This window comes from Pseudonocardia phyllosphaerae (assembly GCF_046546475.1).
Taxonomy (GTDB): Bacteria; Actinomycetota; Actinomycetes; order Mycobacteriales; family Pseudonocardiaceae; genus Pseudonocardia; species Pseudonocardia phyllosphaerae.
Genome location: NZ_JBKGXS010000001.1, coordinates 123,022 through 135,664 on the forward strand (window position 1 = coordinate 123,022; position 12,643 = coordinate 135,664).

14 protein-coding genes are annotated in these 12,643 nt (G+C 74.5%); 9 read left to right on the forward strand and 5 right to left on the reverse strand.

What is annotated here, in order from left to right; all coding sequences use genetic code 11:
* Window positions 1–11 precede the first annotated feature (11 nt).
* The gene (locus ACLE50_RS00565; protein WP_410941334.1) at window positions 12–653 is read left to right on the forward strand and encodes a type III secretion system chaperone family protein; all 642 of its coding nucleotides are present in this window, start codon (window positions 12–14) and stop codon (window positions 651–653) included.
* A 57-nt stretch (window positions 654–710) separates the two neighbouring features.
* Window positions 711–1,703: an adenosine deaminase gene (locus tag ACLE50_RS00570; protein WP_410941335.1), complete on the forward strand. Its 993-nt coding sequence runs from the start codon at window positions 711–713 to the stop codon at window positions 1,701–1,703.
* A gap of 52 nt (window positions 1,704–1,755) precedes the next feature.
* Here ACLE50_RS00570 and ACLE50_RS00575 read toward each other — a convergent pair whose 3' ends face one another.
* The gene (locus ACLE50_RS00575; protein ID WP_410941336.1) at window positions 1,756–3,405 is read right to left on the reverse strand and encodes a flavin-containing monooxygenase; all 1,650 of its coding nucleotides are present in this window, start codon (window positions 3,403–3,405) and stop codon (window positions 1,756–1,758) included.
* A 120-nt stretch (window positions 3,406–3,525) separates the two neighbouring features.
* Between ACLE50_RS00575 and ACLE50_RS00580 the strand changes: the two genes are divergently transcribed.
* Genes ACLE50_RS00580 through ACLE50_RS00590 form a run of 3 tightly spaced genes read left to right on the forward strand, consistent with a single transcriptional unit; the run spans window position 3,526 to window position 5,581 of the window.
* Window positions 3,526–4,299, forward strand: coding sequence for an SDR family NAD(P)-dependent oxidoreductase (locus ACLE50_RS00580; protein ID WP_410941337.1), 774 nt, complete (start codon window positions 3,526–3,528; stop codon window positions 4,297–4,299).
* Complete coding sequence (gene pyrE / locus ACLE50_RS00585; protein ID WP_410941338.1) at window positions 4,296–4,856, forward strand: orotate phosphoribosyltransferase; 561 nt, start codon at window positions 4,296–4,298, stop codon at window positions 4,854–4,856. Before ACLE50_RS00580 ends, pyrE begins: the two co-directional genes overlap by 4 nt.
* Window positions 4,853–5,581 carry a TrmH family RNA methyltransferase gene (locus ACLE50_RS00590; RefSeq protein WP_410941339.1) on the forward strand — a complete coding sequence of 243 codons (729 nt, stop codon included), beginning with the start codon at window positions 4,853–4,855 and terminating at the stop codon, window positions 5,579–5,581. Before pyrE ends, ACLE50_RS00590 begins: the two co-directional genes overlap by 4 nt.
* A 133-nt stretch (window positions 5,582–5,714) precedes the next feature.
* Here the strand turns inward: ACLE50_RS00590 and ACLE50_RS00595 are convergent, their stop codons facing one another.
* The 3 genes from ACLE50_RS00595 to ACLE50_RS00605 all read right to left on the reverse strand — a co-directional run bounded on the left by ACLE50_RS00595 (window position 5,715) and on the right by ACLE50_RS00605 (window position 8,219).
* Complete coding sequence (locus tag ACLE50_RS00595) at window positions 5,715–6,935, reverse strand: VTT domain-containing protein (RefSeq protein WP_410941340.1); 1,221 nt, start codon at window positions 6,933–6,935, stop codon at window positions 5,715–5,717.
* A 97-nt stretch (window positions 6,936–7,032) separates the two neighbouring features.
* On the reverse strand, window positions 7,033–7,500 hold the full coding sequence (locus tag ACLE50_RS00600) for a hypothetical protein (RefSeq protein ID WP_410941341.1): 468 nt from the start codon (window positions 7,498–7,500) through the stop codon (window positions 7,033–7,035).
* Window positions 7,497–8,219, reverse strand: a complete 723-nt coding sequence (locus tag ACLE50_RS00605; RefSeq protein WP_410941342.1) for an RNA polymerase sigma factor — start codon at window positions 8,217–8,219, stop codon at window positions 7,497–7,499. Before ACLE50_RS00605 ends, ACLE50_RS00600 begins: the two co-directional genes overlap by 4 nt.
* A gap of 218 nt (window positions 8,220–8,437) precedes the next feature.
* On the opposite strand from ACLE50_RS00605, the gene fbaA reads away from it, so the two are divergent.
* The 4 genes from fbaA to ACLE50_RS00625 all read left to right on the forward strand — a co-directional run bounded on the left by fbaA (window position 8,438) and on the right by ACLE50_RS00625 (window position 12,055).
* A complete protein-coding gene (gene fbaA, locus ACLE50_RS00610; RefSeq protein WP_410941343.1) occupies window positions 8,438–9,466 on the forward strand; it encodes a class II fructose-bisphosphate aldolase in 1,029 nt (342 codons plus the stop codon).
* A gap of 79 nt (window positions 9,467–9,545) precedes the next feature.
* Window positions 9,546–9,959 carry a DUF3151 domain-containing protein gene (locus ACLE50_RS00615; RefSeq protein WP_410941344.1) on the forward strand — a complete coding sequence of 138 codons (414 nt, stop codon included), beginning with the start codon at window positions 9,546–9,548 and terminating at the stop codon, window positions 9,957–9,959.
* 6 nt (window positions 9,960–9,965) lie between these two features.
* Complete coding sequence (locus ACLE50_RS00620; protein WP_410941345.1) at window positions 9,966–11,234, forward strand: FUSC family protein; 1,269 nt, start codon at window positions 9,966–9,968, stop codon at window positions 11,232–11,234.
* 140 nt (window positions 11,235–11,374) lie between these two features.
* Window positions 11,375–12,055 carry a lysophospholipid acyltransferase family protein gene (locus ACLE50_RS00625; RefSeq protein WP_410941346.1) on the forward strand — a complete coding sequence of 227 codons (681 nt, stop codon included), beginning with the start codon at window positions 11,375–11,377 and terminating at the stop codon, window positions 12,053–12,055.
* Window positions 12,056–12,076: 21 nt separating this feature from the next.
* Here the strand turns inward: ACLE50_RS00625 and ACLE50_RS00630 are convergent, their stop codons facing one another.
* A complete protein-coding gene (locus ACLE50_RS00630) occupies window positions 12,077–12,613 on the reverse strand; it encodes a hypothetical protein (RefSeq protein WP_410941347.1) in 537 nt (178 codons plus the stop codon).
* Window positions 12,614–12,643: the final 30 nt, after the last annotated feature.

Here is a 12,643-nt window from a genome sequence, read left to right on the forward strand (position 1 = left end):
CGCTCCGCGGCATGTCCGTCTGGCTCGTCATCGCCATCATCGCGATCCTCGTGGGTGTCGGTCTGCTCCTCTTCGAGCGTTTCCGCGGCGGGGCGACGCGCGACCGCAAGCGCTGGGCGCAGATGCGCGAGTGGGAGTTCCAGGACTCCGACCCCGTCCTGCCCAGCCGCTGGCGCTACGGGACGATCCACCAGGGCGGCCCCGGTGTGGCCCGCAACCTGGTCTCCGGTTACGTCCCCACCCCGGACGAGCCGCGCAAGGCCTACGCCTTCGATCACGAGCAGGCCGGGAAGATCAGCTCGGTGCTCTGCGCGGTGAAGGTCCAGGAGGCGCTGCCGGCCGCCGTCGAGCTGCGGCTGCCCTCGGCCCCGCTGCCCGACGACGCCGGGCTCGACCTGCTCGAGCCGGTCGGCGAGCGCTACGCCTTCGTCAGCGACGCCGACGCCGTCCGCCCGCTGCTCACGCCGCGCCTGGCCGACGCCAGCGACGCGATCGGCGATGACGTCGAGCTGCTCTGGGCCGAGGAGTCCTGGGTGCTCGCCGCGGCACCCGTCGGGATCTCCGCGGACCGCATGCAGGACCTGCTCGCGGACCTCGCCGAGGTGGCGACGGTCCTCGAGGAGGGCATGAAGGCGCACCGCCCGACGGTCTGATCCTTCTCACGCCGGGACGGCGGGCACCGCGCGGTGTCGATCCGGAAGAATGACCGGATGACCACCGGGACCCCGCCGCTGCCGAAGGCCGAGCTGCACCTGCACATCGAGGGCACGCTCGAGCCCGAGACCGTTTTCGCGCTGGCCCGCCGGCACGACGTCGCGCTCCCGTGGACCGACGTCGAGGCGCTGCGCTCGGCCTACGACTTCGCCGACCTGCAGTCGTTCCTGGACGTCTACTACGCCAACATGGCCGTCCTGCGGACCCGCGACGACTTCGCCGAGCTGGCCTCGGCCTACCTGCGGACCTGCCCGGACCAGGGCGTCGAGCACGTCGAGATGTTCTTCGACCCGCAGGCGCACACCTCCCGCGGCGTCGACATCGGCGACGTCGTCGGCGGGCTCACCGACGCGATCGAGGAGCACTCCGGCACCGTGTCGGCCGGGCTGATCCTGTGCTTCCTGCGGGACCGTCCGGCCTCGGAGGCGGAGGAGACGCTGCGCGCCGCGGAGCCCTACCTGGACCGCGTCGTCGGCGTCGGGCTGGACTCGGCCGAGGTCGGCCACCCGCCGTCGGGGTTCACCGGAGTCTTCGACCGGGCCCGCTCGCTCGGGCTGAAGCCGGTCGCGCACGCCGGCGAGGAGGGCCCGCCCGCCTACGTCCGCGAGGCCCTCGACGACCTCGGCGTGCTGCGCGTCGACCACGGCATCCGCGCCATCGAGGACGACGAGCTGGTCGCCCGCCTGGCCCGTGACCGCACCCCGCTGACGGTGTGCCCGCTGTCCAACGTGCGCCTGGCGTGCGTCCCGGGTATCGGGCTGCACCCGCTGCCGGAGATGCTCGCCGCGGGGCTGAACGTGTCGCTGCACTCCGACGACCCGGCCTACTTCGGCGGCTACGCCGACACCACCTACGCCGCGTCCCGCGACGGGCTGGGGCTGAGCGCAGAGGACCTGCGGACGATGGCGGTGAACTCGTTCGAGTCGTCGTTCCTCGACGCCGACGTGATCGCGAAGCACGTCGCCGCCGTCCGCGCCTGGGAGGCCTGAGTCGCCCCGGCCGGGCGCGTTCAGGTCCGGCGCGGGTCGGCCCGGGCGCGGGTCAGGCCGTGGCGGCGAGCCGGACCGGGCGCGGGTCCAGCGGGCGTCCGGCGCCGGTCCGGCCGCGCACGACGCGGAACGGCGCGAGCCGGAACCGCCGGGTGCGCAGCTGGTACTCCGCGGTGTTCGACGGCCACATGACGACGTTCGCGCCCTCGCCGTTCTGGTAGTAGCTGGCGCAGCCGCCGGTCTCGTAGACCGTGCCCGCGGACTTGCGGCGGATGGTGCGCGTCCACCGCTGCTCGACGTCCGGGCGCACGTCGAGCGAGGTGATGCCGTCCTCGGCCATCCGGCAGACGGCGTCGGCGACGTAGCGGGACTGGGCCTCGGAGAACAGCAGCGTCGAGCTGGCGCCGCTGGTCGCGTTCGGTCCCTGCATGAGGAACAGGTTCGGGAAGTTCGGGTAGCTCATCCCCAGGTAGGCGCGCGGGTAGGCGCCCCAGTGGTCGTGCAGCGACCGGCCCTGGGCGTCGTGGATGCGCCGCGCGATCGGGGCCGTCGCGCCGACCTCGAAGCCGGTGGTCAGCACGATCGCGTCGACCTCGGCGCGCGACCCGTCCCCGGCGACGACCGTCGAGCCCTCGACCCGGGCCAGCCCACCGGTGTGCAGCGTGGTGTTCGGCGCGGACATCGCGGGCAGGTAGTCGTTGGACACCAGCGGGCGCTTGCACGCGTAGTCGTGGCTGGGGGTGAGCCGGGCGCGCAGCTCCGGGTCCGGGACCTGGTGGCGCAGGTGCCGCATGCCGACTTTGGACAGGGTGTCGCGCAGCAGCCGGGAGCGCCGGGTCGCGGCCAGCAGCTCGGCACCGACGTAGATCAGGTCGAACTGCATGCGGCACAGCAGCGGGTTCGCCGCGAACAGCCGCCGGGCGCTCTCCCCGATCGGCTTCTCCGGTTTCGGCAGCACCCAGGCCGGGGTGCGCTGCAGGACGTGCAGCTCGGCGACCTCGGGCTGCAGCTGCGGGACGAGCTGGATCGACGTCGCCCCGGTCCCGACGACCGCGACGCGCTTTCCGGCGAGCTCGGCGGAGTGGTCCCAGCGCGCGGAGTGGAAGACCGGGCCGGGGAAGGTGTCCAGGCCAGGCACGTCGGGCAGCTTGGGGTCGGCGACCAGGCCGGCCGCGCTGACCAGGACGTCGGCGGTGATCCCGCCGCGCGGGGTATCGATCCGCCAGCAGGACGCGTCGGGGTCCCAGGTCGCGGCGTCGACGGCGGCGCCGAACCGGACGTGCCCGAGCAGCCCGGTCGAGCGGGCCAGCCGTCGGGCGTAGTCCTGCACCTCGTGGCCGGGCGCGTAGAGCGTCGACCACTCCGGGTTGGTCATGGCGCGCAGCTGGTACAGCGGCGACGGCGTGTCGACGCCGACCCCGGGGTAGGTGTTGTCCCGCCACACCCCGCCGACGTCGTCGGCCCGCTCGAGCAGCACGAAGTCGTGCACGCCGCGGCGCAGCAGCGCCAGGCCGACGGCGAGGCCGGTGAACCCCGCACCGATCACCGCGACGCGGGTGTGCCGGGAGCGGCCGCGGTCGGCGGGGCCGTCCGGCGCGGCACGGCCTCCGGGGACGACGGGGGTCCCGGCCGGGGGCGTGGTGGCCGTGTCCGGGGAGTCGGGGTCGGCCGGCGGTCGCACCGGCGGCGCCTCGGACGTCATGGCCACGACGGTAGGCCCTGGAGTGGTCGAGGGCACCCGCGAGAGGCCCGTCTCACGCGTCGCCGGGCGATCTCCCGCCTCGGGCCGCACGAGTGCCGCACGGGCGGCTAGGCTCCCCCGGTGCCCTCCGTCATGATCACGGGCGCGTCGTCGGGGATCGGTGCCGCGTTCGCCGACAGGCTCGCTGCCGACGGCCGCGACCTCGTCCTCGTGGCTCGCGACACCGACCGGCTGCAGGCGGCCGCGTCCCGGTACCGGGACCTCGGCGTCGCGGTCGAGGTGCTGACCGCGGACCTGTCCGAGCCGTCCGGCCGGGCGAAGGTCGCGTCCCGTCTCGGCGACCCGGACCTGTCGCCGGTCGAGCTGCTGGTGAACAACGCCGGGCTCGCGCTCGGCTCGTCGTTCCTGCAGAACGACCCGGCCGCGCTGGCCCGCCAGCTCGCCGTCAACGTGACGAGCGTGCTGGAGCTGACCCGGGCCGCGCTGCCCGGGATGGTCGACCGGGGTACCGGGGCGGTCGTGAACGTGGCGAGCGTGGCGGGCTTCCTCGCCGGGCGCGGCTCCACCTACCCCGCCGACAAGGCGTGGGTCATCACGTTCACCGAGGGTGTGGCCGCGACGCTGCAGGGCACGGGGGTACGGGCGATGGTGCTCTGCCCCGGATACGTACGCACGGAGTTCCACGAGCGGGCCGGGATCCGGGTCGGTTCCCGGCGCGGCCCGCTGTGGCTGGAGGCCTCCCAGGTCGTGGACGAGGCCCTGGCGGATCTGGACAGGAATCGGGTGGTGTCGGTGCCCTCGCGGCAGTACAAGGCGATCGTCGGGCTGGCCGGGGTGCTTCCCCGGGGTGTGCTGCGGCGGCTGACGGCGTCGTTGGACCGGGACCGGACGTGAGCGCCCCGCACACGGAGCGCGCCCGGCTGGCCGCGCTGGTGCGCGAGCTGGGGGTCGTGCACGAGAAAGTGACGCTGTCCTCCGGCGCCGAGGCCGACTACTACGTCGACCTGCGCCGGATCACGCTGCACCACGAGGCGGCCCCGCTGATCGGGCGGCTGCTGCGCGCGCTGACCACGGACTGGGCCTACACCGCCGTCGGCGGGCTGACGCTCGGTGCGGACCCGGTCGCGACGTCGGTGCTGCACGCGGCCGCCTGCGAGGACGGCACCGAGCCGGTCGACGCGTTCGTGGTGCGCAAGGAGACCAAGAAGCACGGGATGCAGCGGCTCATCGAGGGCCCGGACATCACCGGGCGGCAGGTGCTCGTCGTCGAGGACACCTCGACCACCGGTGGCTCGGTGCTCACCGCGGTGCGGTCGGTGCTGCAGGCCGGCGCCGACGTCGTCGGGGTGTGCACGGTCGTCGACCGCGACACCGGCGCGCGCCAGGCCGTCGAGGCCGAAGGCGTGCCCTACCGCGCGCTGCTCGGGCTGGCCGACCTGCAGCTGGGATGACCGCGCCCGGGCCGTCCGAGCACACGGAGGCCGGGCACACGGAGGCCGGGCCCACGGAGGCCGGGCACACGGAGGCCGGCGACGCGGTGGGGCCGAGCGAGTGGTCGGTGCCCGGCCAGGTCGGCGTCGGTCCGTGGGAGGGCCCGTGGCCCGAGGGCGACGAGTGGGACCCCGAGCTGCTCGAGCACGGTGACCGGCGCAACGTCGTCGACGGGTACCGCTACCTCCGCCGCGAGGCGGTCGCGGCGGACCTGGCGCGGCGCGCGCACCCGTTCCACGTGGCGTTCGAGAACCTCGGTCACGACCACAACATCGGGACCGTGGTGCGCACGGCGAACGCGTTCGGCGCGGCCGGCGTGCACGTCGTCGGACGACGGCGGTGGAACCGGCGCGGCGCGATGGTCACCGACCGCTACCTGCAGCTGCACCACCACTCCGGCTACGACGGGCTGGCCGCCTTCGCCAGGGAGCACGGCCTCGCCGTCGTCGCGGTGGACAACACGCCCGGCGCGCGACGACTGGAGCAGACCCCGCTGCCGCGCGACTGCGTGCTGCTGTTCGGCTCCGAGGGCCCCGGCCTGTCCGCCGAGGCCCGCGCCGCCGCCGACCTGACCGTCTCGATCGCGCAGTTCGGGTCGACGCGCTCGATCAACGCCGGCGTCGCGGCGGGGATCGTCATGCACACCTGGATCCGGGAGCACGCGGACCTGTCGCAGGCGTGGTGATCCGCGTTCCGCGGAACGCCGGTGATCACGAGTTCGGTGGGATTCCGGCCATCGGTGGCCGGAATCCCTCCCGATCCGTGATCACGGCCGGGCCGGTCGCGGACGGAGCCGGACGGTCTGCCCGGTCGGCTGCTCAGTCCTGCTGGTCGGGGCGCGGCACGGCGGGCCGCCCGGTCCGGTGCCGGTAGGTCGGCTGCTCGTCCGGACCGCCCTGCGGCGCACCCGGACCCGGCTCGACGGGGCCGCCGTGCACCGGGTCGCCGCCGTGCGGGCCGAACGCCTGGTCGCCGCGAGATGCACCCTGCGGTGCGGACCCGTGCTGCGGCGCCGAGCCGTGCTGCGGCGCGGACCCGGGCTGCGGGGAACCCTGCTGCGGGGCACCGGCGTACGGGGCGCCCTGCTGCGGCGCACCACCCGGCGCCCCGTGGCCCTGCTGCTGCCCGGCCCGACCCTGCTGCTGCCCCGAGAAACCCTGCTGCCCCGAGAGACCCTGCTGCCCGGAGAAACCCTGCTGTGGCGGGTGGCCCTGCGGCGCGGCCCCCTGCTGTGGACCGTGCCCCGGCTGCCCGGCCTGCCCGTGCTGCGCACCGGCGGGCGCCCCCGGCGCGACCTCCGGCTGCCCCGGCCCGGGCACGGCGGCCATCTGCGTCGTGACGGCGGCCGGGTCGGTGTCGGCGGACGGGGCACCCCCGGCGGGAGCGGCCTTCTTCTTGGCCAGCTGCGCCCGCAGCACCTCGATGATGATCGGGATGACCGACACCAGCACGACCGCGACCAGGATCAGGTCGATGTGGTTGCGGACGAACTCGAACTGCCCGAGGAAGTAGCCGAGCACGGTCACCCCGGCGGCCCAGGCGACGCCACCGATCAGCGAGTACGTCAGGTACCGCTTCGGGTCCATCCGCGCGACGCCCGCGCTGACCGTGATGAACGTCCGCACGATCGGCACGAAGCGGCCCAGGACGATCGCCCGGTTGCCGTACTTCTCGAAGAACTCGCTGGTCTTCTGCACGTGCTTGGGGTTGAACAGCTTCGACTTCGGCTTGTCGAAGATCGCCGGCCCGGCCCGGTAGCCGATGAAGTACCCGACGGCGTTCCCGGCGAAGGCGGAGACCGTCAGGATCACCGCGACCAGCCACAGCGGCATGCCGATCGTGCCCTGGGCGACGAACAGCCCCGCTGTGAACAGCAGCGAGTCACCGGGCAGGAAGAACCCCAGCAGCAGGCCGCACTCGGCGAAGATGATCGCGGCCACACCGACGACGGCCCACGGGCCGAGCGACTCGATGATGACCGTCGGGTCCAGCCACGAGGGGCCGAGGGCGAGCGTCTGCGTCGCGGCGAGCACCGTCACGTCGGACGACGGTACCGGCCGTAGCTGTGGATCAACTGAGCACCCGCCCCGGAACCGGGACGGATCGGGCACGACCCCGGGTGGGGACGACCGGGGCTCAGCCGAAGGTCGGCAGGGTGCCCGGCAGCAGGACCGACACCAGCGCCAGCCCGCCGCCGAGCAGCGCGCCGAGCAGCAACGCGACCAGCACGGCCCACACGATCTGGCGCACCGGCGACCCGGGCGGGGTCGCTGCCGCGGCGCCCGTGCCGACCGGTGGCGGCACCGGACGCGGCGCGGGCGGCGGCAGCGGCCCGCCGGGGCGGACCGGCCCGACCGGCCGTCCGGCCTGTGAGGACTGCGGAAGCGACGGCTGGGGGACCGACTGCTGGGGACCCTGCGGTCCCGGGGGGCGTCCCGGCCGGCCCGAGGGCGGGAACTGCGACGACGCGACCGCCGTCGGCATCGGCGGGCCCTGCGGCGACGGGACCTGCCGGGCCGATCCGGTGCCGCGGGCGTGCGCGTGCAGCGCCTCCCCGAGCCACCGGGCCGCTCCGTCGTGCACGGGGCCGTGCGCGCCGGTCACCGCAGCTCACCGGGCATCGGGATCCCGTCGCCGGTGGCCTCGGCGGAGCCGCCGCGGTCCTGCATGATCCGTGCGACGGCGTCGAGCGCCCGGCTGGCCGTCGACTTCACCGTGCCGCGGCTCATCCCGGCGGCCTCGGCGATCTCGGACTCGCTCAGGCCGCCGTAGTAGCGGAGCACGAGCACCTCGCGCTGGCGCGGGGGCAGGTGCGACAACGCGTCGACGACGGCCTGGTGCTCGGCCGAGAGCATCGCCAGCGACTCCGCGGAGCGGGCGTTCGCCGAGTGCGGCGGCACGTACTCCCGCGCCGTGCGCCGCCGGCGCAGCACCGACCGCGATCCGTTGACGACCGCGGCGCGCAGGTAGGCGACGGCGGCCGCCTCGTCGCGCAGCCCGGTCCAGTTCCGGTGCAGCCCGGCGAACGCTTCCTGCACCACGTCCTCGGCGGTGGCCGGGATGTCGACCAGCAGCATCGCCAGCCGGACCAGCCGCAGCCGGTGGTCCCGGTACAGGTCGGCCAGCGTCAGCGGCTGCTCGGTGCCGTCGGCGGCGGTGTCTCCCGCCTCGGCGCCACCGGCCTCCTGGGTGCCCGGTTCGGCCGTCGAGGTGTCCTCGGGGGGTGCGAACGGACCCGTGCCGCCACGGTCCGGACGGCTGTCGATCGCGCGCAACCGGCCCAGTGTGCGGTCCACGGCGTTCTCGGCGCGCTCGTCTGCCACGGGGGACACCCTAGCGACCACACGCCGGTTCGTCCGACGTGTCCGGGGTTCCGGAGCGTGATCGGTCCCATGCGCTGCAGGACTCCCGTGACGTTCCGGGTGCGTGATACTCAGCGGTGAGACCCGTCGCACCCCGACCGAACCGGGGCGCGGGGGCCGCACCGCCGCTGTACCTGAACAATGCTGTCACCTCAGCTGCTGCCGACGAGGAGTCGATCGTGCCGATCGCCACGCCCGAGATCTACAACCAGATGCTGGACAACGCCAAGGCGGGCGAGTTCGCCTACCCGGCGATCAACGTGACCAGCTCGGAGACCCTCAACGCCGCGCTGCGCGGGTTCGCCGAGGCCGGGTCCGACGGCATCGTGCAGATCTCCACCGGCGGCGCGGAGTTCCTGTCCGGGACCCGGGTCAAGGACATGGTCACCGGATCGGTGGCGCTGGCCGAGTTCGCGCACGTCGTCGCCGAGCAGTACCCGGTCAACATCGCGCTGCACACCGACCACTGCCCCAAGGACAAGCTCGACGGCTTCGTCCGGCCGCTGATCGAGATCAGCCGGGACCGCGTCGCGAAGGGCGGGAACCCGCTCTTCCAGTCGCACATGTGGGACGGCTCCGCGATCGAGCTGGAGGAGAACCTCGCCATCGCCGCCGAGCTGCTCGAGGCCGCGGGCAAGGCGAAGATCATCCTCGAGGTCGAGATCGGCGTCGTCGGCGGCGAGGAGGACGGCGTCGACAACGACATCAACGAGAAGCTCTACACCGCCCCGGGCGACTACGAGCGCACCGTCGAGGTCCTCGGCGCAGGCGAGAAGGGCCGCTACCTGCTGGCCGCGACGTTCGGCAACGTGCACGGCGTCTACAAGCCGGGCAACGTCAAGCTCCGTCCGGAGATCCTCGAGCAGGGCCAGGAGGTGGCCCGCGAGAAGATCGGCGCCGGTGCCGCGGACAAGCCGTTCGACCTGGTCTTCCACGGCGGCTCCGGCTCGCTGCTGGAGGAGATCCACGAGGCGCTGGGCTACGGCGTCGTGAAGATGAACGTCGACACCGACACCCAGTACGCGTTCACCCGCCCGATCGCCGGGCACATGTTCGAGAACTACGAGGGCGTCCTGAAGATCGACGGCGAGGTCGGCAACAAGAAGCTCTACGACCCGCGCGCGTACCTGAAGAAGGCCGAGGTCGGGATGGCCGACCGGATCGTCGAGGCCTGCGAGTCGCTGAAGTCCGCCGGCAAGGCGCTCTGACGACACGCACGACCGTCCGGGGTGACACCGGCGTGTGGCTGCCGGTGTCCCCGCGGGCCCGAGGCGCCATGATGGGCACATGAGTCTGCACGGCAACTTGCTCGAGCCCGACGACACGCGCCTGCCCGCCGACCCGGCGGCCGCCGAGCTGGCCGCGGGGACGAGCCCGACCGAGGTGGCGGCGGGCAGCCCGTCGTCGTCGATCGCGTGGGCGGTGCTCGCCGAGAACGCCCTCGACGCCGGCGAGCCCGTCGCGGCCTACGCCTACGCCCGCACCGGCTACCACCGCGGGCTGGACCAGCTGCGCCGCAACGGCTGGAAGGGCTTCGGCCCGGTGCCGTGGTCGCACGAGCCGAACCAGGGCTTCCTGCGCTCCTGCGGCGCGCTGCTGCGCGCCGCGCAGGCCGTCGGCGAGGCCGAGGAGGTCGAGCGGCTGCGGACGCTGATCACCGACTCCGACCCGCAGGCGCTCGGCGCGCTCGGCATCGCCTGATCCGTCGTGCCGTCCGCGCTGCGTTCCCCGGTGTCCCGGGCCCGGTCGCGGCTGCGGCTCGGTGCCCGGCGGCTGCGGGGGTCCTGGCTGCCGGTGCTGCAGTGCGCCTTCGCGGCCGGGCTGGCGCTCTACGTGGCGGCCGACCTGATCGGCCACCAGCGGCCGTTCTTCGCGCCGATCGCCGCGGTGATCAGCCTGGGCATGTCGCTGAACTCGCGGCTGCGCCGGGCCGCCGAGCTCGTCATCGGGGTGAGTCTCGGGATCCTGGTCGGCGATCTGATCATCAGCCAGATCGGCAGCGGCGTCTGGCAGCTGATGCTCGTCGTCGCCCTGGCGCTGGGCATCGCGGTGTTCACCGACGGCGGCAGCCTGTTCGTCAACCAGGCGGGGTCCTCGGCGGTGCTGGTCACCACCCTGCTGCCGCCGGGGCAGTCCGGTGGTCTCGACCGCTGCGTCGACGCCCTGGTCGGCGGCCTCGCCGGGATCCTGGTCGCCGCGATCATCCCGGCGAACCCGCTGCGGATCGCCCGCCGCGAGACCCGGCGCGCCCTCGACGACCTGGTCACCGTGCTCACCGAGGTGGCAGGCGCGCTGCGCGAGCACGACGTCGAGGCCGCCCGCCGGGCGCTGCGCCGTGCCCGGGACACGCAGAAGAGCATCGACCAGCTCCGCGCGGCCGTCGGGTCGGCCGGCGAGGTCGCCACCGTCTCCCCGTTCCACCGCCCCCGGCGACGGCTGCTGCGCGGCTTCCGCGGCCTGGCCGAACGCATCGACTACGCCCACCGCAACGCCCGCGTGCTGGCCCGCCGCGCACTCACCGCGCTGGAGGACGGGGAGAGCGTGCCGCCCGAGCTCTCCGAGGTCCTCACCGAGATCGCGTCGGCGGTGAACGCGCTGATCTCCGAGATCAGCAAGGACGGCGACCGCGAGCGGGCCCGCTCGGTCCTGCTGGAGACCGTGCACCGGGCGCAGGTGCTCACCGCCCCGCTGACCGCGCCCGCGCCCCCGTCGACCGGGTCGTGGGCCGCCGGCGGCGAGGACACCCGCGCGGCGCCCCCGACCGCCCCGACCTGGGAGGACCCGGTCCCCGCGGTCTCGGTCCCGGTGCTCGTCGCGCAGATCCGCTCCATCGCGGTGGACCTGCTGCAGGCCACCGGCATGACCCACTCCGAGGCGCTGCGCGCGCTGCGCGAGCAGCTGCCCTCCCCGCAGGCGCTCCCGGACCGGGGTGCGGTCCGTGCCCGGGTCACCGGCGAGGGCGCCGACCTGGGCTGATCGGGCGCATCCGGCGCCGAAGGGGTTCCCCGGGCAGAGGGGCCGGAGCACAATCGGGCGCGCTCCGGCGCCGGGACTCCATACGTCCCCTGCACAGGGTGGTGCGGCCGCCGCCGTCGACCACGATCGGGGATCCGCACGTGCAGCTGCTCATCCGCTACGTCCTGGCCCCGCTCGTCCGGCTGGTCTGGCGACCCCGGGTGCACGGGGCCGACCGCATCCCGCTGCGCGGGCCGGTGGTGCTCGCCGCCAACCACCGGGCCGTGTTCGACACCGTGATCATCCCGCTGGTCGCGCCGCGCCCGGTCGCGTTCCTGGGCAAGGCCGAGTACTTCACCGGGCGCGGCCTGCGCGGACGGCTGGTCGCGTCGTTCCTGCGCGGGCTCGGCTACGTCCCGGTCGACCGCGGCAACGCCCGTGCCGGGCTCGCCGCGCTCGACGCCGGCCGCGGCGTCCTCGACGACGGCGGCGCCTTCGGGATCTACCCCGAGGGCACCCGCTCGCTGGACGGCAAGCTGCACCGCGGGCACACCGGGGTGGCGAGCCTGGCGCTGTCCACCGGCGCCGTCGTCGTCCCGGTAGGGCTGCGCGGAACCGACCGCGTCCAGCCGGTCGGGCACCGGTTCCCGCGCCCGGCGCGGATCGAGATCCGGTTCGGGGCGCCGCTGGAGTTCAGCCGCTACGAGGGCCTGGAGAACGCACCGGCGATCCGCCGCGCCGTCACCGACGAGATCATGGACGCGATCGCCGACCTCTCCGGCCAGGTCTACGTCGACTCCTATCACCGCCGTCCCGACGACACCCTGCGCGACGCCGCCTGAGCTGCGGAGACGGTGCAGGGCTCAGCCGGGCAGCACCGGATGCCATGGCTCGGTGTGCCGGTACCAGGCCCACCGGGTGACCTCGCGCGGGTACGGCTCGCCGTCGCGCACCGGTCGGGCGCCGGTCGTCCCGAGCTGGATCGCCCGCCCGGTCGCCGCGGTCACGCCCCGCCCGGAGTGCACCCGGATCCCGTCGGGGACGGCGTCGACCCGCAGCCGCGGGACCCGCCCGCCGAACACCCGCACGGCGTCGCAGTAGGCCTCGCCGTGCACGTCGAGCAGCTCACCGCGCCCGGCCAGGACGCCGCCGTTGTCGTCGCGGATCAGCGGGGCGGGCTGCGCGGTACCGGTCCGGGCCAGCGTCGCCGCCGCCCGCGGCGAGCGCGGCAGCCCCCAGACCGCGGCGACGACCGAGCGGCGGACGGCGGGGACATAGCCGACCTCGGTGGCCAGGGCCCCCTTGCGCAGCAGCCGGACCAGCACCGCGGCGAGGTCGGCGTCGTCGCCGTGCACCACGAGCCGGACGCCCGGGTACTCGGCGAGCAGCGGATCCACCACGTCCCTGCCCGGTCGCGGGCCCGCCGTGAC